General features: G+C 68.6%; 18 protein-coding genes. 7 read left to right on the top strand and 11 right to left on the bottom strand.

What is annotated here, in order from left to right; translation table 11 throughout:
• The first annotated feature begins 14 nt into the window (after window positions 1-14).
• From GKO32_RS11620 to GKO32_RS11610, 3 genes are all read left to right on the top strand, one after another.
• Window positions 15-785 (top strand): cyclase family protein, encoded by a 771-nt coding sequence (locus GKO32_RS11620; protein ID WP_154756836.1) that lies wholly within the window; start codon window positions 15-17, stop codon window positions 783-785.
• 16 nt (window positions 786-801) lie between these two features.
• Window positions 802-1,626 carry a beta-keto acid cleavage family enzyme gene (locus GKO32_RS11615; protein WP_154756835.1) on the top strand — a complete coding sequence of 275 codons (825 nt, stop codon included), beginning with the start codon at window positions 802-804 and terminating at the stop codon, window positions 1,624-1,626.
• Between the two features lie 123 nt (window positions 1,627-1,749).
• Window positions 1,750-2,265 carry a putative immunity protein gene (locus tag GKO32_RS11610; RefSeq protein ID WP_154756834.1) on the top strand — a complete coding sequence of 172 codons (516 nt, stop codon included), beginning with the start codon at window positions 1,750-1,752 and terminating at the stop codon, window positions 2,263-2,265.
• Window positions 2,266-2,391: 126 nt separating this feature from the next.
• On the opposite strand, the gene GKO32_RS11605 is transcribed toward GKO32_RS11610, so the two are convergent.
• Window positions 2,392-3,018, bottom strand: a complete 627-nt coding sequence (locus GKO32_RS11605) for a hypothetical protein (protein WP_154756833.1) — start codon at window positions 3,016-3,018, stop codon at window positions 2,392-2,394.
• A gap of 278 nt (window positions 3,019-3,296) precedes the next feature.
• Here GKO32_RS11605 and GKO32_RS11600 point away from each other — a divergent pair, with 278 nt between their 5' ends.
• Window positions 3,297-5,693 carry an HAD-IC family P-type ATPase gene (locus GKO32_RS11600; protein ID WP_154756832.1) on the top strand — a complete coding sequence of 799 codons (2,397 nt, stop codon included), beginning with the start codon at window positions 3,297-3,299 and terminating at the stop codon, window positions 5,691-5,693.
• A gap of 52 nt (window positions 5,694-5,745) precedes the next feature.
• Here the strand turns inward: GKO32_RS11600 and GKO32_RS11595 are convergent, their stop codons facing one another.
• From GKO32_RS11595 to GKO32_RS11560, 8 genes are all read right to left on the bottom strand, one after another.
• Window positions 5,746-6,576: a universal stress protein gene (locus GKO32_RS11595; protein ID WP_154756831.1), complete on the bottom strand. Its 831-nt coding sequence runs from the start codon at window positions 6,574-6,576 to the stop codon at window positions 5,746-5,748.
• Window positions 6,563-7,546: an Acg family FMN-binding oxidoreductase gene (locus GKO32_RS11590; protein WP_154756830.1), complete on the bottom strand. Its 984-nt coding sequence runs from the start codon at window positions 7,544-7,546 to the stop codon at window positions 6,563-6,565. Before GKO32_RS11590 ends, GKO32_RS11595 begins: the two co-directional genes overlap by 14 nt.
• A gap of 162 nt (window positions 7,547-7,708) precedes the next feature.
• Window positions 7,709-8,023, bottom strand: coding sequence for a cupin domain-containing protein (locus GKO32_RS11585; protein ID WP_154756829.1), 315 nt, complete (start codon window positions 8,021-8,023; stop codon window positions 7,709-7,711).
• A 23-nt stretch (window positions 8,024-8,046) separates the two neighbouring features.
• Window positions 8,047-8,775: a respiratory nitrate reductase subunit gamma gene (gene narI / locus GKO32_RS11580; protein ID WP_154756828.1), complete on the bottom strand. Its 729-nt coding sequence runs from the start codon at window positions 8,773-8,775 to the stop codon at window positions 8,047-8,049.
• On the bottom strand, window positions 8,772-9,374 hold the full coding sequence (narJ, locus tag GKO32_RS11575) for a nitrate reductase molybdenum cofactor assembly chaperone (RefSeq protein WP_154756827.1): 603 nt from the start codon (window positions 9,372-9,374) through the stop codon (window positions 8,772-8,774). The genes narI and narJ overlap by 4 nt, the downstream gene beginning before the upstream one ends.
• Window positions 9,371-11,053 (bottom strand): nitrate reductase subunit beta, encoded by a 1,683-nt coding sequence (gene narH / locus GKO32_RS11570; protein ID WP_312867806.1) that lies wholly within the window; start codon window positions 11,051-11,053, stop codon window positions 9,371-9,373. The genes narJ and narH overlap by 4 nt, the downstream gene beginning before the upstream one ends.
• Window positions 11,054-11,198: 145 nt before the next feature.
• Window positions 11,199-14,909, bottom strand: coding sequence for a nitrate reductase subunit alpha (locus GKO32_RS11565; protein ID WP_376765946.1), 3,711 nt, complete (start codon window positions 14,907-14,909; stop codon window positions 11,199-11,201).
• 114 nt (window positions 14,910-15,023) lie between these two features.
• On the bottom strand, window positions 15,024-16,253 hold the full coding sequence (locus GKO32_RS11560) for an MFS transporter (RefSeq protein ID WP_246243486.1): 1,230 nt from the start codon (window positions 16,251-16,253) through the stop codon (window positions 15,024-15,026).
• A 174-nt stretch (window positions 16,254-16,427) separates the two neighbouring features.
• Here GKO32_RS11560 and GKO32_RS11555 point away from each other — a divergent pair, with 174 nt between their 5' ends.
• Window positions 16,428-16,817, top strand: coding sequence for a DUF302 domain-containing protein (locus GKO32_RS11555; RefSeq protein WP_154756825.1), 390 nt, complete (start codon window positions 16,428-16,430; stop codon window positions 16,815-16,817).
• Between the two features lie 84 nt (window positions 16,818-16,901).
• On the opposite strand, the gene GKO32_RS11550 is transcribed toward GKO32_RS11555, so the two are convergent.
• Entirely contained in the window at window positions 16,902-17,996 is a 1,095-nt protein-coding gene (locus GKO32_RS11550; protein WP_154756824.1) for an acyltransferase family protein, read from the bottom strand.
• A 37-nt stretch (window positions 17,997-18,033) separates the two neighbouring features.
• On the opposite strand from GKO32_RS11550, the gene GKO32_RS11545 reads away from it, so the two are divergent.
• Both GKO32_RS11545 and GKO32_RS11540 read left to right on the top strand, forming a co-directional pair.
• Entirely contained in the window at window positions 18,034-18,780 is a 747-nt protein-coding gene (locus tag GKO32_RS11545) for a CPBP family intramembrane glutamic endopeptidase (RefSeq protein WP_154756859.1), read from the top strand.
• A 102-nt stretch (window positions 18,781-18,882) separates the two neighbouring features.
• The gene (locus GKO32_RS11540) at window positions 18,883-19,872 is read left to right on the top strand and encodes an Acg family FMN-binding oxidoreductase (protein WP_154756823.1); all 990 of its coding nucleotides are present in this window, start codon (window positions 18,883-18,885) and stop codon (window positions 19,870-19,872) included.
• A gap of 2 nt (window positions 19,873-19,874) precedes the next feature.
• On the opposite strand, the gene GKO32_RS11535 is transcribed toward GKO32_RS11540, so the two are convergent.
• On the bottom strand, window positions 19,875-20,522 hold the full coding sequence (locus GKO32_RS11535; RefSeq protein ID WP_166459495.1) for a CBS domain-containing protein: 648 nt from the start codon (window positions 20,520-20,522) through the stop codon (window positions 19,875-19,877).
• Between the last annotated feature and the right edge of the window lie 58 nt (window positions 20,523-20,580).

Here is a 20,580-nt window from a genome sequence, read left to right as displayed (position 1 = left end):
AAAGAGGAATCGCGATGAGCAGGATCGTTGACCTCTCGGTGCCGCTGGCAGCGGGAATCGCCTCGGACCCGCCGGGCCTGCTGCCCGAGATCGACTACTACACGCACGCCGACACCACGGAGGAGGTGATCTCCTACTTTCCGGGCGCCACGGTGGATGACCTGCCGGACGGCGAAGGCTGGGCGATCGAGCGAGTGCGGATCACCACGCACAACGGCACCCACCTCGACGCGCCCTATCATTTCTCGTCCACTATGGACGGTGGTGCGCGGGCGATCACCATCGACGAGGTGCCATTGGACTGGTGCCTGCGACCCGCGGTGAAGCTCGACTTCCGGCACCTACCGGACGGCTACGTGGCCACGCCGGCCGATGTCGAGGCAGAGCTGAACCGCATCGGGCACGAGCTGCGGCCGCTGGAAATCGTGGTCGTCAACACCGCAGCCGGGACCCGCTACGGGCAGGACGACTATGTCTCCTCGGGGTGCGGCATGGGCCGGGAGGCGACCCTCTACCTGCTGGAACGAGGGATCAGGCTGACGGGCACGGACGCCTGGAGCTGGGACGCACCGTTCGTCCACACCGCGCGGCGCTACGCCACCGACCGCGATCCGTCGGTCATCTGGGAAGGACATCGGGCGGGACGCGACATCGGCTACTGCCATCTCGAGAAGCTGCACGGCCTGGAAACCCTGCCTGCCGACGGGTTCCGGATCGCGTGTTTCCCGGTGAAGATCCACGCCGCGTCCGCGGGCTGGACGCGGGCCGTCGCCATTTTCGACTAGCTGAAGGTAGGAAACCATGAGCGTCGTGATCACCGTGGCCCCGACCGGACCGATCGCCACGAAAGCCGACAACCCGCATTTGCCCACCAGGCCCGAAGAAATCGCGGACGCCGTCGCCGCGGCCTATCAGGCGGGGGCTGCGGTGGCGCATATCCACGTGCGTGACGCCGAAGGGCGGCCGACCGCCGACCTGTCGATCGCGCGACGCGCGATGGAACTCATCGCGGAGCGGTGCCCGATTCTCATCCAGCTGTCCACGGGCGTGGGGTTGTCGGTGCCGTTCGAGGAGCGCGCCGCTCTCGTCGAGCTGCGCCCCCGGATGGCGACGCTGAACCCGTGCAGTATGAGCTTCGGCACCGGCGAGTTCCGCAACCCACCTGTGGAGGTCCGGCGGCTCGCGGCGCGCATGAAGGACCTGGGAGTCAAGCCAGAGCTGGAGATCTACGACACCGGACACCTCGACGCTTGCCTGCGGTTGCGCGACGAAGGACTGCTTGGCCACGGACCCCTCCAGTTCTCCCTCGTGCTCGGCGTTGCCGGCGGCATGGCCGCCACACCCGAGAACCTGATCACCATGGTCCGCCGGCTGCCCGAAGGGGCGGTATGGCAGGTCATCGCGATCGGCCGAGCGAACCTCAGGCTCACCGCCATGGGCCTGGCACTGGGCGGCAACGCCCGGGCGGGCCTCGAGGACACGCTGTACCTGCGCAAAGGCGAGCTCAGCCCGGGAAACCTCCCGCTGGTCCGGCGCACCGTCCAGCTCGCGCGCGACCTGGACCTGACAACAGCCGGGGTCGAGGAAACCGAGAAACTGCTCCAGCTTCCCCTTGCGGGGAATTGACGCTGTCGCCGAAGTCGCGCCGTCAGTGACCGCGAAGGGTCTCGAACGGTGAGGGGATCTCCCGGGTCAGGGACGACGCTACGGTTGAAGATCCGGCCCGCACCTGAAAAGGAGCGCCCAACTATGATCCTCCCGAAGGTTCGGGACCCTCGCTTCATCACCCTTCGTCGCGGTGGGACCCTCACTGATTCGGATCATCATCTCCTCGCTCTTTGGGCGGCGTCTTGCGCGGAGCACGTCCTCCACCTGTTCGAGTCGGTTCAGCCTGAAGATCCACGACCGCGTGAAGCGATCGAGCACGCCCGCGCGTGGGTGCGTGGTGAGGTCACGATGATGCAGGCTCGTGCGGCGGGCGGCCACGCAATGGGTGCGGCCAGACACCTGCGTGGGGCAGCAAGGCATGCCGCATACGCTGCTGGCCAAGCGGGCGCCGTGGCACACGTCGCCGCGCACGAACTCGGTGCGGCCGCGTATGCGATCAAGGCCGCATGTGCTGCTGCGCCGGAAGGCGAGAGCGATGCCGCAGCGCGACTCGAGTGCCGGTGGCAGCGTGACCAACTCCCGGAGGCGATTCGCGAACTCGTGCTCGACGACCAGCGGTTGCGCAATGAAATCTGTTGGTCGGTGTTCGACTGCTGAGCGGACCTGCGGCCAAGTCTCGCCACAGGGCTACGGGGCGAAAGGTTCACTCACCGGCCGGACTCGTGCCCATACCCTATGCGGGTATCCAGTATGGGAACTGTCCGGCGGGCGGCCGGTGTGCTGTCACCGATCCGAGGCGGCCCGGACGGTCTCGACCGGACCGGGTGTCGCGTCAGCGGTCCCTGCCACGCGCTCGACAGCCAGCCTCCGCGCGGTTCGGTGGTAGGTCGTTACGGTGTCGGCGAACGCTGCGACGAACGCTTCGTCGGGAGAGTCGAGCATGGCCCGGATCAGGACCGGTACACGTACGCGGTCGTGCGTACGGAACCAGAGATCAGTTGCGCGCAGCCAATAGCGTCGCCACCAGCCGCCGGATTCCCACCACGCGATCCGGCTGCGGGCGCGACGGGCCGCCCAGTGCAGGCCCGCTTCGTCCGGCCGCGCTGCGAGCCCATGCCGCGCCAGGACCGCCACCAGCTCCGCGGTGATCAGCGGGTGGCGCTTGTTTGTGCCGATCACTTCGGGAATCCAAGGCACCAGCCGGCGACGCGAATCGTCCCCGATCTGGTCGTTGATGAGGCGGGCAGCCTCGGCCAGCATCGGATGCGTACAGTCCGGGTGATCACTCCAGCGCTCCCCCGCGAGCACCGACGCGACCTCCATGAAACAGCCACCCGTCCCGGGCGCGAAATGGCGGCCACGGCCGAGCACCGGGATTCCGTCGGGCAGCAGCGTCTTGTCACGGCCCACGACGATTCACCTCTTCCCGCGTCGACGTCCTGGTCAGCAGCCGGGCTACCTCGTCATCGCCGACCATGCTCCTCGCCCGCGGACGGCGGGCGCAAGACGCTTGCCCGTCCTGGGCGGCGACTGGGGACCTTCGTCCCGGACCGGCAGTGACATCCGGCCGCATCGGATACCGAACCGTGTCTGTGTACTGGTCCCCGAAACGCGAACCGCCACCGCCTGGCTCGATGAGCTCGATCGGGAAATCGCAGGAGGAGCGCATTCGGTGAATCGGCAACCGTATGGCTGAGTATGTCGAGGCCGCGACCGACGACGAACGCATTGCCGCGGACGATCAGCGCGGGCTGAGCACGGCCGAAGTCGCCGCACGAGTCGAGCAGGGCCGCGTCAACGATGTCCCGGCGCGCGCGAGCCGCAGCGCGTGGGAGATCGTGCGCTCGAACGTGTTCACCCGGATCAACGCGATCTTCGCGGTACTCGCCGTGATCATCTTCAGCACCGGCTACCTGCTTGACGGGCTGTTCGCGGTGTTGATCGTGGCGAACAGCGTCGTCGGCATCGTGCAGGAGCTGCGCGCGAAGCGCACACTGGACCGGCTTGCGATCGTCAGCCAGGCCCGCCCGCGGGTTCGCCGCGACGGCAGGACCGCCGAGCTGGACCCCGCCAAAATCGTCGCCGACGACGTGATCGAGATAGGTCAAGGCGACCAGATCATCGTCGATGGACAGGTGCTGACCGTGGGCTCGCTGGAGGTGGACGAATCACTGCTGACCGGCGAGTCGGACTCCGTCCTGAAGCACCCCGGGGACCCGATGCTGTCCGGCAGTTTCGTGGTCGCCGGCGCGGGCACGTACCGGGCGACCAGGGTCGGGCGCGAAGCGTACGCGGCCCGGCTGGCCCAAGAAGCCAGCCGGTTCACGCTGGTCAACTCGGAGCTGCGCAACGGGATCAACACCATCCTCAAGGTCATCACCTACCTCATGGTCCCGGCCGGGGCGCTGTCGATCTACAACCAGCTCTCCGGCGACCAGCCGCTGCCGGATGCGTTGCGTGGCATGGTCGCTGCGCTGGTGCCGATGGTGCCGGAGGGCCTGATCCTGATGACCTCGATCGCCTTCGCGGTCGGGGTCATCAGGTTGGGCAGGCGCCAGTGCCTGGTCAACGAACTGCCCGCGATCGAGGGACTCGCCCGGGTCGACGTGGTGTGCGCCGACAAGACCGGCACGCTGACCGAGAACACCCTCCGGCTGTCCACGATCCGCCCTTTCGGCGACGCCGCCGAGTCCGGCCTGGCGCTGGCCGCGCTCGCGGCCACGGATCCACGCCCGAACCCCAGCCTCCAGGCCATCGCCCGCGGCACCCCCGAAAACCCGGCCTGGCACGCCGACCAGGTCGTCCCGTTCTCCTCAGCACGCAAGTGGAGCGGCGCGCATTTCGCCGAACACGGCAGCTGGGTGCTTGGCGCTCCCGACGTGCTACTCGCCGAAGGCAGGCCGGAACGCGCCGAGGCCGAAGGTCTCGCCGACGCCGGGCTGCGGGTACTCCTGCTGGGCCGTGCCCGGGCACTCGAACCTCTGCGCGCCGTCGCCCCGGCCGCGCTCATCGTGCTCGAACAGCGGATCCGCGACGACGCACAATCCACTGTGGACTACTTCGGCAGCGAGCAGGTAGCGGTGAAGGTGATCTCCGGCGACAACGCCGCGTCGGTCGGCGCCGTCGCCCGCTCCCTCACGCTGCCGGGAGCGGGCACCCCGCTGGACGCGCGCACGCTGCCCGAGGACCGCGAAGAACTGGCCACGGTCATGGAAAAAGCGACGGTCTTCGGGCGCGTCACGCCGGACCAGAAGCGCACCATGGTTGCCGCGCTGCGGTCGCGCGGGCACACCGTGGCGATGACCGGGGACGGGGTCAACGACGTGCTCGCGCTCAAGGACGCCGATATCGGGGTCGCGATGGGATCGGGCAGTCCCGCGAGCCGCTCCGTCGCGCAGATTGTGTTGCTCGACAACGCGTTCGCCACGCTCCCCCAGGTCGTGGCCGAAGGCAGGCGGGTGATCGGCAACATCGAACGGGTCGCCACCCTGTTCCTCACCAAGACCGTCTACTCCGTCCTGCTTGCGCTGATGGTCGGCGTACCCGGGCTGATCGGCTTCGACGCGCTGCCCTACCCTTTCCTGCCCCGGCACGTCACGATCACCGGCTGGTTCACCATCGGGCTGCCCGCGTTCGTGCTCTCCCTGGCCCCCAACGCCGAGCGCGCCCGCCCGGGATTCGTCGGCCGGGTCCTGCGCCTGTCCGTGCCGGCAGGAATCGTCATCGCCGCGGCGTGCTTCACCTCCTACGTTCTCGTCTACCCCGGCACCGGCGGCCAGACTGCGCAGGTACAAGCCAGCACCACCGCCCTGATCACCCTGATCAGCATGGCCCTGTGGGTGCTCGGCATCGTGGCGCGCCCGTACACCTGGTGGAAGGCCGGCCTGATCACGGTGATGACCGCCACGTCGGTGCTGATGTTCGTGCTCCCGCTGCCCCAGCGGCTGTTCCTGCTCGACCCGTCTCAGGTAGGCCACACGCTGACTGCCTTCGCGGTCTCCGCGGCGGGCATCGTGCTACTGGAGATCGTATGGTGGGTCGCCCCTCGCGTTCTCGGGCCACGCTGGGCCGGGCCCCATCGTTGAGGGCCTTCTCCTCGCGGAGCGACGACGCGCACGTTGGAGTACTGGCGAGGGTTCAGGCGATCCGGGGCCGGACGATCAGCAGCGGGCACTGCGCGTGGTGAACCAGTGCGTGACCGACGGAGCCCAGCATCAGCCCGGGGAATCCGCCACGCCCGCGGCTGCCGATCACGATGAGCTGGGCCTGCTCCGTCCAGTGCAGCAACTGCTGCCGTGGCCGGTCCCGCGCCACGACCCGGTCGACCGGCACGTCGGGGTACTTTTCCGCCCAGCCCGCCAGGCATTCGGCGAGCATCCGCCACGGCTCGTCGCCCGTGTCGCGCCAGGCGTGCACCGCCACCAGCGGCACGTTCCGCCAAGACGCCTCCTCGAACGCGACGCCGAGCGCGCTTTCGCTGTCCGGGCTGCCATCCACACCGGCCACCACTGGCGACGCCGCATCCATCTCGCGGCCGCGAACCACCAGCACGGGGCAGTGTGCGTGACCGGCGACGGCGACGGCGGTCGATCCCGCGAGCATGCCGGCGAAACCACCGCTGCCCGAGGCACCGACAACGACCGTCCGCGCGGTGCGCGACAGCTCGATCAGCATCGGGGACGGCAGTTCGTTCGGCATTTCCGAGGTCACCACCACATCGCCTGCCACGGCGTGCGCCGTCTCGGCGGCGTCACGCAGCAGCTCGTGGCCGGCATGCACAAAGTCGGCGTAGACCTGCCGGGGCACGGACAGCCCGGCACCGCAGACGCCTCCCGGGGGCGCGAAAGCGAAAACGACATGCAGTCGGAGGTTGCGCAGCGCCGCTTCCCCCGCGGCCCATCGAAGCGCGCGGGTGGCCTGCTCCGATCCGTCCACGCCCACCACGATCGCGTCGTCAGCGCTTGTCATGAGCTCCCCCCACGTTCACGGTCGCGCCCCACCAACCGTCCTTTTCGGACAGTCCAGCCACGGTCGGCACCGGCGGCGTGGCGGTGACGGGGTAGCCGAGCCGGAGGATTGCCTGCGGGTGGCCGGGCAGGTCCAGGTGTTCGATCAGCCCGGCGCGGACCTCGTTCAGGTGCAGGGGCTGGGTCAGCACCGAGCCCGCCAGGCCGTGGTTGACGGCGTTGAGCCAGACTTGTTGCAGCGCAGTCCCGGCACGCAGCTGGTCGCGGCGCGTGTCATCCGGAGTGAACACCACCAGCAGGCCCTCCGCGAGGAGCCGCTCGGTCAGCGTGACGGTGTCGGGCAGGTGGCTGTCGGCGCGCACCAGGCCGCTCCAGGGCAGCGTGGTCACCGCAGGCAGCGGTTCGCGGAACTGCGCTGACCAGGCTTGCAGTTCGCGCTGGTAGGCATGGTCGGCACGCAGTACCCGCGCGGCATAGCCGAGCAGTTCGGCGAGCGCGGTGGCTTGAGCCGCACCATGCACGACACGCACCTCGGCGCCGTCGGCAGCTGCGCTCGCAGCCAGCATCGCCAGATTGTGCTCCCCGATTCGGTGCAGGCTGAACGGCGCGCGGTAGCTGCGGCGCCGGAAGATTGCGGAATACAGGTCGACGTCGGCGGCAGTGGCTCTGCGGCGGCCGTCCGCGAGGACACGGGCGACCAGGTCAGGACGATCGGGGTCGGGCAGCAGCGTGGTCTGCGCGTCCCAGCCCAGGGTTCGGACCGCCAGGTCGAGGTTGGCCAGCGCGGCACCGCAGGAGATCACCCGGTCGCGGCCGGCCGGATCGTGCTTCGGCAGCCAGGACTCGAACCGCTCGTAGAGATCCGCGGCGTCCCGCTCCGCTTGCAGGACCCACGGTTGCGTGTTGTGAACGGAGGGGGCGCGGCTGACCGCGCGGGCAAGTACGTCCACCTCACCATGTGACCAGATCATCGCACGCCCTTTTCCTCGATAGCGTGCTTCCCACAATCGGCCGGCTACCAAGCGGCGGGTAGAGAACGGCGTCCCCGCTTCGGAGGTCTTTCGGCCACCCCGGCAAAGCGGACATCGCCGGTTCTTCGTTGTGGATCTGAGCAAAGAAAGGCCCTGCCCTGATCACCTCAGGGCGACGGTGAGCAGGACCGCGCTGTCGACGACCGCGTCCAGGCCGTGCCGTTGCGGTGGGAGCGGCAGAAGCTCGCCGGTATCCAGGAGCCATTCACGGTCGTCGGTGTGCACGCGGACCCGGCCGGTCAACACGTGCAGCGTCGCGGCGGCAGGGGCGTCGTGCTCGGCGACCTGGGCACCCGCCGCGAGGGCGATGACCGTGGCGCGCATCGACGTGCTGGAGGCGATCGTCCGGGCAGCGCGCTGTGAGTGGTGGTCGCGGGCTTGTTCGAGCAGTTCCGCGGCCAGGGCACTCAGTGGCATAACCGCGTGGTGACCGGTTTCCTTCATGGCACTTGCTCCCATCCGCGCCGGGGCGCTCGCGCACCGAGCCGGGTGTCGCGGGTGCGGTACACGATGTAGGGCCGGGTCAGGTAGCCCAGCGGCATCGAGAACACATGGACGAGCCGGCTGAACGGCCAGAACGCGAACAGCACCCAGGCGGCGAGGACATGGGCCTGGAAGCCCCACGGGGCGGCCTTGATCAGCGCACTGTCGGGCTGGAAATAGAAGATCGAACGGAACCACGGCGCGACGGTTTCCCGGTAGTCATGGGGATGGCCGGTGAGGTTTCCGAGGACCGTCGTGCCCAGTCCGAGAGCGATGGTGCCGATCAACAGCACATACATGATCTTGTCGTTGCGGGTGGTGGCGGAGAAGACAGGGCCGACGGTGCGGCGGCGGTAAATCAGGATCGCCGCGCCGCCCAGCGTGCCTACTCCCGCGATCGTGCCGAGCGTGACGGCACCGATGTGGTAGGCGGTTTCGCTGATGCCGATGGCCCCGGTCCACGATTTCGGGATCAGCAGGCCACCGATGTGCCCGAGGGCGACGACGAGGATGCCGAAGTGGAACAGCGGGCTGCCCAGCCGCAGCAGCCGGCTTTCGTACAGCTGCGAGGAGCGGGTGGTCCAGCCGAACTTGTCGTAGCGGTATCGCCAGAAGTGGCCGGCGATGAAGATCGCGATCGACACATACGGCACGGCGACCCACAGCAGGGCGTCCACGATGGTCATCGCAGTCCTCCGAACGGCTGGAGCCCCACTTCTTCCTCGGGCGGCCCCTGCGCGATCAGGCGAGCGAGGACGTCCTCGTCGCTGCCGCGCAACCGCGGCAACGTGGCGGAGATCGAGTCGAGCACCGAGGCCCACGGTGAGTTCGTCTCGTGCAGACCGAGCCGCAGCAGTTCGAGCCCGGCGCGGTGCTCGCTCAGCAGGCGCAGCCCCAGGCCCGGGTGTCCGGCCGCGAATTCGAGCACGACGGCGAGGTGGTCGGGCAACTCCTCCGAGGACAGAACGAGCCCTTCGGCCCGGTAGGCATGGGTGAACCGCAGCAGCGCCATGCCGCGTTTGCGCGTGTCGCCGTAGGTGTAGTAGGTGAGGTACAGGCTGCCGCGCTTGCGGTGGTCGAACGTGGCGACGTAATCGGCGGCCAGATCGGGCAGCGGGGTGCGCTCGACGTGGTCGAGAATCTGCGCCAGCGGATCGCCGACCGGGCCGGGCACGGCGCGGGTGACCTCGCGCAGCAGCGAAAGCCTGTCGAGAAGTGCGGCGCTCGGATAGTCCAGCAGCAGCGACTGAGCCTGCCAGGCCATCGTGTGCTCGGAAGCGGTCATGGCTTGGGCTCCGTGCCGTGCTCGCCGGAGTCGCGCGGTGGTGGGAAGAGGCCGTCGGGCCTGCCTTTGCCATCCCAGTTGAGCAGGTTGACGCGGCTGCCCTTGTCCACGGGGGCGGCGATGGTGTCCGCGGTCTGCCGGTCGCGCAGCATACGGTAGTTCTCGACGGCGAGCGGCGGGATGCCACCCGACGCTTCGCCGAAGGGGCCGGAGCCGACCATGCCGGGCCCGCCCTCGTAGTCGAGGCTGCATTCGGTGGCCAGTTCCTCCAGGCCGTGGGCCTGTTCCGCATGTGCTGGCGGGATGACGTACCGCTCGTCGTACTTGGCCAGCGCCAGCAGCCGGTACATGTTATAGACCGCTTCACTGCTCAGGCCGGCCCTGGCGGGAATCTCCTCGCATGGCTCCCGGCCGAGGTTGATGTCCCGCATGAAGGACCGCATCGCCGCCAGCCGCCGCAGGACGGCCTCGACCGGTGCGACGTCGCCGGCGGTGAACAGTTGGGCCAGGTACTCGACGGGAATACGCAGCGCCTCGATCGCGGCGAAGAGATTGCCGTGGTCCTCGGCGTCGTGCCCGGTGTCCCGCACCACGTCCACGACAGGCGAGAGCGGCGGGATATACCAGACCATCGGCATCGTGCGGTATTCCGGATGCAGGGGCAGCGCCACGCGGTAGGTGTTGATCAGTGCGTACACCGGCGAGCGCTGGGCCGCGTCGATCCAGTCGCGCGGGATCCCGGCATGTTCGGCTTCGCGGATGACCGCCGGATCGTGCGGGTCGAGAAAGACCTGCCGCTGTGCTTCATACAGGTCCCTTTCGTCTCTTGTGGACGCCGCCGCGAGGACCTTGTCCGCGTCGTAGAGCATGAGCCCGATGTAGCGCAGACGGCCCACACAGGTTTCCGCGCACACCGTCGGGATGCCGACCTCGACGCGCGGGAAGCAGAACGTGCACTTCTCGGCCTTGCCGGTGCGGTGGTTGAAGTACACCTTCTTGTAGGGGCAGCCGGTCACGCACATGCGCCAGCCGCGGCAGCGGTCCTGGTCGACCAGCACGATGCCGTCCTCACTGCGCTTGTACAGCGCGCCGGACGGGCACGAGGCGACGCAGGAGGGGTTGAGGCAATGCTCGCAAATCCGCGGGAGGTAGAACATGAAGGTGCGCTCGAACTCGAACCGCACCTTGTCGGCGATGTCACGCAGCAGCGGGTCCTTCTCGCCGTGGTCCGGGGCACCACCGAGGTCGTCGTCCCAGTTGGCCGACCAGGATATCTTCGTGTCCTTGCCGGAGATCAGCGAGCGGGGCCTGGCGACTGGCGTGTGCTCCTGCACGGGGGCGCTGGTGAGCGTCTCGTAGTCGTAGGTCCAGGGTTCGTAGTAGTCGTCGATGCCGGGCATCTTGGGGTTGGCGAAAATGGTCAGCAACTTGCGCAGCCGCCCGCCGGCCCTCAGCGCCAGCCGTCCACGCTTGTTCAGTATCCAGCCGCCGCGCCACCGTTGCTGATCCTCATACCTGCGCGGATATCCTTGTCCGGGACGGGTTTCGACGTTGTTGAACCACACGTACTCGACGCCGCTGCGGTTGGTCCAGGCCTGTTTGCACGTGACCGAACAGGTGTGGCAGCCGATGCACTTGTCGAGGTTCATCACCATCGCCATCTGCGCCATCACCCGCACTGTGCCGCCTCACTCCCCCGCCTCTCCGCGTTTTTTCCGTCGTTGCGTAACGAGTAATCTGCGGTTCGGAGCGCTCCGTGGTTCAGTACCGTCACGGTCCCCTTGGGTGCGGTGGGGTGCCGGGTACTTGATGAGATTCTTTCCATCAGTACTCAACCTCCTGCGAGCGGCGGCGGATGACGGTGACCTCGTCGCGCTGGTTGCCCGTCGGGCCGAGGTAGTTGAACGCGAACGAAAGCTGGGCGTAGGCGCCGATCAGGTGGCTGGGTTTGATGAGCAGCCGGGTCAGCGAGTTGTGGATCCCCCCACGCCGGCCGGAGGTCTCACTACGCGGGACGTCGATGAGCCGGTCTTGCGCGTGGTACATGTACACCGTGCCTTCGGGCATCCGGTGGGAGACCACGGCCCGCGCCACGACTACACCGTTGCGGTTGACCGCCTCGATCCAGTCGTTGTCCGAAACCCCGACCTTCAATGCGTCCTGTTTGGACATCCAGATCGTGGGGCCGCCCCGGGACAGGCTGAGCATGAACAGGTTGTCCTGGTACTCGGAATGGATCGACCACTTCGAGTGCGGAGTCAGATAACGGACCGTCACCCCGAGTTCGCCCCGGTCGCCGACCGCCGGTTCACCGAAGAGCTCATCCATCCGCAGCGGCGGGCGGAACACCGGCAACGTCTCCCCCAGTTCGGCCATCCAGTCGTGGTCCAGGAAGAAGTGCTGCCTGCCGGTCAGCGTGTGCCAGGGCTTACGCCGTTCGACGTTGATGACGAACGGCGAGTAGCGGCGGCCCCCGGCCTCCGATCCGGACCATTCGGGTGAGGTGATGACCGGGGTCGGCGCCGCCTGCGTGTCGGCGAAGGTGATCTGCTTTCCTTCGTGTTCGGCGGCCAAGTCCGCCAGCGGCAGGCCGGTGCGCTGTTCCAGCGTACGGAAACCTTGCGTGGCCAGATGTCCGTTCGTGGTGCCGGACAGCGCCAGAATCGCTTCGCACGCGTGGCGATCGCTGACCAGCGATGGACGGCCGGCCGCGGGTCCACCGCGAACGATGCCGTTCTTGTGGCGCAGGTACTCCACACCCGGACTCAGGTCGAACGTGACGCCTTTGGTGGTGGCGCCCAGCGAATCGGCCAGCGGGCCGAGCGCGGCCATCTTCGCGGCCACAGCCGGATAGTCGCGCTCCACGACGACGAGCTTGGGCATCGTCTTGCCCGGCACCGGCTCGCACTCCCCGGCCTTCCAGTCGGCGACCCGGCCGTGCGGGGTGGCCAGTTCGTCCGGGCTGTCGTGCAGCAACGGCGCCGCGACCACGTCCTTGCGGACGCCGAGGTGGGTTTCGGCCAGGCGGCTGAAAGCATGCGCGATGGTGTGGAAGGCGTCCCAGTCCGTGCGGGTCTGCCACGGCGGAGCGATGGCCGGATTGAACGAATGCACGAAGGGGTGCATGTCGGTGCTCGACAAGTCGTACTTCTCGTACCAGGTCGCCGCCGGCAGCACGATGTCGGAGTAGATCGTGGTGCTGGTCATCCGGAAGTCCATCGTCAGTAACAGATCCAGCTTCCCGGTCGGCGCCTCCTCCCGCCACACGACTTCTCGCGGCCGGGCGCCGGGCGGCGCCTCCTGGGCGCGCACCGACGAGTCGGTCCCGAGCAGGTGCTTGAGGAAGTATTCGTTGCCCTTGGCCGAGGAACCAAGCAGATTCGCCCGCCACACGGTCAGCACCCGGGGGAAGTTCTCCGGCGCGTCCGGGTCCTCCCCGGCGAACCGCAGCCGCCCGGCCCGCAGCTCGGACACCACGTGGTCGCCGACCGGCGTTTCGCCGGCCTCGTCCGCGAGGTCCAGCGGGTTGCGATCGAAGGTCGGGTAGGACGGCATCCAGCCCAGCCGCGACGACAGCGCGAGCAGGTCGGCGGTGGTCTTACCCGCCATGCGTCCCGTCGCCGCGGCGAAACGGTCCGCATCGAGCGGAGCGAGATGGGGGTCCCCCCGGCTGGAGGCCGGGGGAGGGTCGTAGCGGAACTGGTCGGTGTGCAGATACCAATAGGCCGTCTGGATCATCTGCCGCGCGGGCCGCTGCCAGTCCGCCGCGGTGGCCAGCAGCGAGTATCCGGCGAGGGGGCGCACCTTCTCCTGCCCCACGTAATGCGCCCAGCCACCCCCGTTGACCCCCTGGCAGCCCGTCAATGTCGTCAGCACGAGGAAAGCGCGGTAGATCGTGTCCGAGTGAAACCAGTGGTTGGTACCGGCCCCCATGATGATCATCGACCGGCCCTGGGATTCTTCGGCGTTGGCGGCGAACTCACGCCCGATCCGGGCCGCCGCGGCCGCCGGGACACCGGTGATCGCTTCCTGCCACGCAGGGGTATACGGCTCGGCGGCATCGTCGTAATCCGTGGGCCACGACCCGGGAAGCCCCTCACGCCATACCCCGTACTGGGCCAGCACCAGGTCGAACACCGTCGTCACCAGGTGGTCGCCGAGCCTGCGCACCGGCACCCCGCGACGCAGCACCGCGGCCGAGCCGTCCGGGGTGTCGAAACGCGGCAGCTCCACCTCGACCGCATCGCCACCCGTCGCCGACAGCAGCGGGTCGACGCCGCCCAGGTCGAGGTTCCATCGGCCCGCGCCCTGCTCGCCGTATCGGAAGCCCACGGAACCACCAGGCACCACCGGCTGATCGGTCACCGCATCGAAAAGCACCGGCTTGAACGCGGCGTTCTCGGCCTCCTCCCCCAGATCCTCCGCCGTGACGAACTTCCCCGGTACACAGCGGTCTCCGTGGCGCTCGACGTGCACCAGGAACGGCAGGTCCGTGAAGCGCTTCACGTAATCGAGGAAGTAGGGCACCTGGCGGCGCACGAAGAACTCGGTCAGGACGACGTGGCCCATCGCCATCGCCAGCGCACCGTCGGTACCGGGCTGCGCCGCAAGCCATTCGTCCGCGAACTTCACGTTGTCGGCGTAGTCCGGCGATACCGCGACGACCTTCTGCCCGCGGTAGCGCGCCTCGACCATCCAGTGGGCATCCGGGGTGCGGGTCACCGGCAGGTTCGAACCCCACATGATCAGGTATCCGGCGTCCCACCAGTCGCCCGACTCGGGAACATCGGTCTGGTCGCCGAACACTTGCGGCGAGGCGACCGGAAGATCGGCATACCAGTCGTAGAACGACAGCATGGCGCCTCCCAGCAGCGAGTAGAAGCGCGCACCCGCGGCGTGCGACACCATCGACATCGCCGGGATCGGCGAGAACCCGGCCAGCCGATCCGGGCCGTACTCGCGAATGGTGTGCACATGCGCGGCGGCGATCATCTCCACCGCCTCGTCCCAGCCGGCCCGGACCAGGCCGCCCTTGCCGCGCGCAGTCTTGTATCGCCGTGCGCGCTCCGGGTCCGACACGATCTGCGCCCACGCCGCCACCGGATCCCCGGTGCGCCGCCGCGCCTCCCGGAACATCTCCAGCAGCACACCTCGCACATAGGGGTAGCGCACCCTGGTGGGCGAGTACGTGTACCACGAAAAGGCCGCGCCACGAGGACAGCCACGCGGCTCGTACTCCGGCCGATCCGGCCCTACCGACGGATAGTCCGTCTGCTGGGACTCCCAGGTAATGATCCCGTCTTTGACGTAGACCTTCCACGAGCAGGATCCGGTGCAGTTCACCCCGTGAGTCGAGCGGACGACCTTGTCATGGCTCCAGCGATCCCGGTAGAACTCGTCCGCCTGCCGCCCGCCCTTCCGGTGCAACGCCCGCCGATCCGGCGATACCTCATCCCGGGTGAAGAATCTTCGCGTGCCCACGAGGGCGTCCGCCAGGGGAGAGTCCATCCCCGGCTGTCGCGTCATGTCAGCCATCGCGCTGTCCCTCCGCCACCAGATGTGATCGCGAGAGCGGCTACGACGTTAACAGCCCAGGCCGGCACCCGCAGGGCCCTACGGCTCACGACTGGCAGCCGCAGTACTCGCACATCACACGACTCCCTCGCGCACCCGGGTCACGTGCCGGACACCGGTCACCGTGAACAGCATCGCCGCCGCAGCCACGAGCGCGAGCGCCGCCAGGCCAAGCGCGTAGGACGAGAACGCGCTGTAGAGGGCGCCCATGACCAGCGGCGGCACAAACCCGCCGAGCCCGCCGGCCGCGCCCACGACCCCCGTGACCGAACCGACCTTGTCCGCCGGCGCAAGCAGCGCCACCAGCGCGAACACGGCACCGCTGGCCGCGCCCAGCGCCGCCGCCATTGCCAGGAACGCCACCGTCGCCCATGGCATCAACGCGGGTGTGCCCGCCTGCACCGCGGCTCCGGCAGTAACCACGGCCAATGCCCCGGCCAGTACCCGGACGGGCCCGAACCGGTCCGAAAGCCAGCCACCTACTGGCCGCAGCAGCACCGCCAACAGCACGAACCCGGCCATCCGGTTCGCCGCATCCGTCTGTGCCAGCCCATAGGCCGTCTTCAGGTATGCCGGCAGGTACACCGAAAACGCGACGTATCCACCGAATGCGACGGCATATAACGCCGACGCCTGCCAGGTAATCGGCAACTGCGCCACAGCGCGCAGACGCCGGCCCAGTGAATACCGGGGAACCGCGCGACCGGGCGCGTCCCGCAACACGAGCGCCGCCACGACCGCATACAGCGCGAGCACTACCGCTGTCACCACGAAGGGCGCCGCGAAGGTCCATGCCTTGACCAGGTTCACCGTGGTCAAGGCACTGATCGCGGTACCTCCCATGCCCGCGCCGAAGATCCCGATCGCCAGCCCACGACGCCGCGGCGGGAACCACGCGGACACGAACGGCACCCCGACCGCGAACGCCGTACCACCCATGCCCAGCACGAACCCACCGACCAGCAACGACGCCAGCGACGAATGGCCTACCAGACCGAGATAGAGCACCGGCACGATCGTCGTTGCCGAGATCACCGGGAACATCACGCGTCCCCCGTACCGGTCGCTCAATGCGCCCACCGGGATCCGCCCCACCGAGCCGACCACGACGGGAACCGCGACCACCAAAGCCTGGGAAAACGCGTCAAGTGCCAGCGCATCCTTCAACAGCGGCCCCAGCGGGCTCAGCAGCGCCCACGCCCAGAAATTCACCGCGAACCCCACCGTCGCCAGCGCCAGCATCACGCCACGCTGCCGCGCACGCTCCCGAGTCGCAGCCACCTCAGCCGCTGGCCGTGTCAGCATCGATATGCCACCTACTCGTCCGCCGCTGTCCGAGCGATCATTACCACCACGAGGGTCCCCGCGGACGGGCTCCGCGGACAGGGGAGCAACGGCCCTTCAAGATGGACTTTCGTCCATCATGTGCGAAGTTCGGGTTGTCACCAGCAGATTCCCGCCAGAGGAAGGGATTATTCGATGAATATCGGTATCACGGTGCGCTTGAACCTGCCCTTCGAGGAGACGGTCGGGCGCATCCGCGCGGCACTCAAGGAGCAGGGATTCGGTGTGCTGACCGAGATCGACGTGCAGGCCACGTTGCGCGAAAAACTCGGCGAGCAGATGGAGCGCTACCTCATCCTCGGCGCGTGCAGCCCGCCGCTCGCGCACCGTGCCCTCGGCGTCGACCGCCGGATCGGGCTGCTCCTGCCATGCAACGTCGTCGTGCGTGAAGACGACGACGCCACATTGGTGGAGGCGCTCGACCCGGAGATCATGGTGGAGGCCACCGGCGAACCTGGATTTGCTCCGGTCGCCGAGGAGGCAGCCGCCCGGCTGCGCAAGGCGTTGGACATGCTCGGCTCCTGAAGCCGGGAAGTCGATCAGACCTTGGATGCCGTGGAGGCGGGCCGCCACGCTGCCTCAGCAGATTCGGCGGTGGACCGAGTGCGGCTATTTCGGTGCCCCGGTGCGCCGGGTCCACCGCCGTCCGAAGATCGCGATTACCGGGATGGTGAACAGCAGCGGCCCCAGTACCGCCAGCGGGCGTTCGGCCCACCAGATCCAGTCCGGCGCCCGGTCGTCGGAGATGTGCCGGTCGTACGCGAAGTACACGACCGCCCGCGCGAGAGCCATGCCGGTGGTGTGAAACAGGAACAGCGGCAGGGCGAACCGGGTGAGCACGCCGGTCGCGCGCTGCCAGCGCGGCCGGGTCAACCTGCGCTCGACCGCCGGGCGCAGGACTTCGGCGACGCCGATCTGGAAGGTCAGCAGCGCCACGATGACGAACGTCGGCGGCGCCATGTTCGACAGGCGCTGACCCGGTACTCCCACCATCGAGCCGGGATACAGCCCGGAGAACACCAGGCCCATCAATGCGAACAGGCCCGCCCACAGCAACGCGAGGTCCACCCGCCGCGGCGCGTCAACGATCCGGCGGTAGAAGAACCCGGCCTGATACGCCAGGCCCCACACAGCCGCCATGTTGATCCAGCCCACCCACTCGTAGCCGTAACGCAGCCGCAGCACGTCGACGAGCATCGCGATCCCGCCGAGCCATACCAGCACGAGCACGTCGAATCGTTCGTGCAGCCACGACATCACCGGCAGCAGGACCAGCAAACCGAGATAGACCGCGAGGAACCACAGTGGACTGATGATCAGCAACACGGTGCTGCGGATCCAGCGCGGATCGAAGACCGTCGCAAGCACAAGCCCCAGCACGGCCCAGGTCAGGATCAGCCCGCAGGCAGGCAACAGCAGCTGTTTCACGTGACGCCAGACGTAGTGCCGCATCCGGTCACCACGCGCACGGGCCTGGTGCCAGGACGCCAGATGCACGTATCCGCCGACATAGAAGAACACCGGCAGCACCTGCAGCAACCACGTGAAGATCCACAGTCCACTGAAGAAACCCAGCGGGTTCGTGGGCTGCGGGCCGGCCGGCGTCCAATACAGGATGGTGAACGCCCAGTGCCACACCACGACGACAAGCAGGCTCACCGCGCGCAGGAAGTCCACATACGGTTCGCGCTCGGTGATCGTCATCGCCGCTTTCCCTTTCCGCGGGCACAATGGCGTCACGATGTCCCTCGCCACCATTGCTCTGCCACGGCCGGAAGTCCTCAGTTTCCGGCGTCGTGCCCTCGCTGTGCTCGCTGCGGTGCTGCTGCTCGCCGCGGCGACCGTGCTGGCCAACCGGGTTCTTCCCGGCTGGGCCTATCCCGTCTGCGGCACCGTCACCGCCGTCGCATTGCTGACCCTCGCGCGGCTCTCCGGCCTGCGCTGGGCCGAAATCGGTCTGGACCGCCGGCACGCCCGCCGCGCACTGCGGTTCGGACTCGGCGGTTTCGCGGTGGTGCTGATCGCTTTCGGTGCGGCTATTGCGATTCCGCCGCTGCGCGTGCTGTTCCACGACGGCCGGATCGGCTCGCCCGGATTCGGTCAGCTGCTCCTGCTCGCTCTCGTGCGGATTCCGTTGGGCACCGTGCTGCTGGAGGAGATCGCGTTCCGGGGCGTGCTTCCGGCGCTGCTGGGCGCGGGCGAGCGCTGGCGCTGGTGGCCCGTGCTCGGCGCGTCCGCGTTGTTCGGGCTGTGGCATCTGCTGCCGTCGCTCGCCCTGACCGAGAACGCGGCCGTGGGCGCGACATTCGGCGGCTTCCCACTGCCGGTCGTGTCGCTGCTGGCGATGCTTGCCGCCGCCGGCGCCGGCGTGTTCCTGTGCTGGTGGCGCTACACCGGTCGCGGCCTCCTCGCACCGATGCTGGTGCACCTGGCCACCAATTCGGGCGGGCTAATGCTGGCGTGGGCGCTGGTCGCGCAACCGCACTAGAACGAAGGTCCCTGGTGTTCGGGTATTCCGGCTCTGCTCACGGTGACCACCCGAGTGCCAGATTCGGGGTCGTCAACCAACGCTTCGCAAGGCAGGTTTGCCATGGACCGTGGACTCCCCGACGACCTCACCGTCGATGCGGCGGTCGCGCTCGCCGTCCGGGCGCCGTCGGTGCACAACTCGCAGCCATGGCGGTGGCGCATCGGTGATCGCACGGTGCACCTCTACGCCGATCCGGGCCGCCACCTGACCGAAACCGATCCTGACGGGCGGGATCTGCTGATGAGCTGCGGCGCGGCACTGCACCACCTGCGCGTCGGGTTCGCCGCACTGGGCTGGCGGGCGCAGGTACACCGGCTGCCCAACCCGGCCGAGCCGGATCATCTGGCGGCGGTCGAACTGCACCGGCATGAGCCGGCGCCGGAGGAGATCGAGCTCGCCGCGGCGATTCCGCGGCGCCGGACCGACCGGCGACGGCACAGCTCGTGGCCCGTACCGGCCGAGCACATCGAGCTGATGGCTCGCCGGGCGGCGCACGAGGGAACCCTGCTGCGCCGCGCCGACGGGACAGCGCGCTACCACCTCGCTCGCGCGATCTTCGAAGCCGCCCGCCAGCACGCCGCCGACCCGGCCTACCGCACCGAACTGGCGGCTTGGAGCGGCAGGCGTGCCTCGTCCGAAGGGGTGCCCAGCCGTAACGCTCCGGCACCCGATCCCACCCCGGGCGCACTACCCGGCCGCCCGTTCGCCGACCCCCGACTGACGCAGCCCGAGGGTGCCCGCGGCGAGGACGACGAGACCGTGCTGATCGTCCTCGGCACCACATCGGACGACCGGATGTCCCGCCTGCGCGCCGGGGAGGCGACCAGCGCCGCTCTGCTCACCGCGACCGCACTCGGCCTGGCCAGCTGCCCGCTCACCGAACCACTCGAGATCGCCGGTACGCGGGAGACCGTGCGCGACAAGGTCAGCGAGGGCACGTATCCACAGATGGTGCTGCGCATCGGGTGGGCACCGATCAACGCCGACCCGCTGCCGGCGACCCCGCGCCGCGACCTGGCCGATGTGCTGGAACCACTCGGCCTTTCCTGAACCTAGGCGCGCTCGTCGTCCCAGACGTAGTCGAGGCGGTTGCAGATATCGACGACGCCGGGCACGAGTGCGGCCAGCTCACCGGCGGCGGTCACCGCACTGCGGCGTTCGAGCCGGCCGAGCAAGGTCACCACGCCGCTCGCGACGGTGACGCTGTAGCAGCCGGGATCCGCGAGCAGCGCGCGTTCGAACACCTCGCTGCGGATCTCCTCGCACAGGTCTTGGTCCGGGCGCAGAAACACACCGAGCAGGTCTCGGCGCGCGACGACGCCAACGAGCTTTCCCTCGTCCAGGACGAACAGCCGGCGCATGCCCCCGCGCACGAGCTCGCGCGCAACGTCCGGAAGCGGCGTGCCGATGTCGACGGTCCAGACCGGCGCCGTCATCAGGTCCCGGGCCCGCAAAGCGTCTGCCTTGTGTGCCCGTTTCCGGGAGAACCGGGACGGCCGGTGCGGAGCACCGACGTATTCCTCTTTGGGGAGCAGATCGGCCTCCGATACGACGCCCCGAAGCGTCCCCTCGGCGTCCACGACCGGCACGGCACTGATCGCTTCGCGAGTCAGCAGCGCGGCGATGTCCTTGAACTCCGTGACCGGCGCGACCGTGCACAAGTCCCGGGTCATCACGGCACCGACGGTGAGCGTGCGCATAACCACCTCCTGAGTTTCGTCCCGGCCGACGCTAGAGCGGGCACGGCCGGTCGAGCAG

The organism is Amycolatopsis pithecellobii, assembly GCF_009707865.1.
GTDB lineage: Bacteria > Actinomycetota > Actinomycetes > Mycobacteriales > Pseudonocardiaceae > Amycolatopsis_E > Amycolatopsis_E pithecellobii.
The sequence above is the reverse complement of the archived record's forward strand: the minus strand, read 5'-3'. Positions and strand labels throughout refer to the sequence as shown.

What these genes read in the sequence shown, in the direction of transcription:
- GKO32_RS11620 (WP_154756836.1), top strand. Translation starts at nt 15, where the DNA reads ATGAGCAGGATCGTTGACCTCTCGGTGCCGCTGGCAGCGGGAATCGCC.
- GKO32_RS11615 (WP_154756835.1), top strand. Translation starts at nt 802, where the DNA reads ATGAGCGTCGTGATCACCGTGGCCCCGACCGGACCGATCGCCACGAAA.
- GKO32_RS11610 (WP_154756834.1), top strand. Translation starts at nt 1,750, where the DNA reads ATGATCCTCCCGAAGGTTCGGGACCCTCGCTTCATCACCCTTCGTCGC.
- GKO32_RS11600 (WP_154756832.1), top strand. Translation starts at nt 3,297, where the DNA reads ATGGCTGAGTATGTCGAGGCCGCGACCGACGACGAACGCATTGCCGCG.
- GKO32_RS11595 (WP_154756831.1), bottom strand. Translation starts at nt 6,576, where the DNA reads ATGACAAGCGCTGACGACGCGATCGTGGTGGGCGTGGACGGATCGGAG.
- GKO32_RS11590 (WP_154756830.1), bottom strand. Translation starts at nt 7,546, where the DNA reads ATGATCTGGTCACATGGTGAGGTGGACGTACTTGCCCGCGCGGTCAGC.
- GKO32_RS11585 (WP_154756829.1), bottom strand. Translation starts at nt 8,023, where the DNA reads ATGCCACTGAGTGCCCTGGCCGCGGAACTGCTCGAACAAGCCCGCGAC.
- narI (WP_154756828.1), bottom strand. Translation starts at nt 8,775, where the DNA reads ATGACCATCGTGGACGCCCTGCTGTGGGTCGCCGTGCCGTATGTGTCG.
- narJ (WP_154756827.1), bottom strand. Translation starts at nt 9,374, where the DNA reads ATGACCGCTTCCGAGCACACGATGGCCTGGCAGGCTCAGTCGCTGCTG.
- GKO32_RS11565 (WP_376765946.1), bottom strand. Translation starts at nt 14,909, where the DNA reads ATGGCTGACATGACGCGACAGCCGGGGATGGACTCTCCCCTGGCGGAC.
- GKO32_RS11560 (WP_246243486.1), bottom strand. Translation starts at nt 16,253, where the DNA reads ATGCTGACACGGCCAGCGGCTGAGGTGGCTGCGACTCGGGAGCGTGCG.
- GKO32_RS11555 (WP_154756825.1), top strand. Translation starts at nt 16,428, where the DNA reads ATGAATATCGGTATCACGGTGCGCTTGAACCTGCCCTTCGAGGAGACG.
- GKO32_RS11550 (WP_154756824.1), bottom strand. Translation starts at nt 17,996, where the DNA reads ATGACGATCACCGAGCGCGAACCGTATGTGGACTTCCTGCGCGCGGTG.
- GKO32_RS11545 (WP_154756859.1), top strand. Translation starts at nt 18,034, where the DNA reads ATGTCCCTCGCCACCATTGCTCTGCCACGGCCGGAAGTCCTCAGTTTC.
- GKO32_RS11540 (WP_154756823.1), top strand. Translation starts at nt 18,883, where the DNA reads ATGGACCGTGGACTCCCCGACGACCTCACCGTCGATGCGGCGGTCGCG.
- GKO32_RS11535 (WP_166459495.1), bottom strand. Translation starts at nt 20,522, where the DNA reads ATGCGCACGCTCACCGTCGGTGCCGTGATGACCCGGGACTTGTGCACG.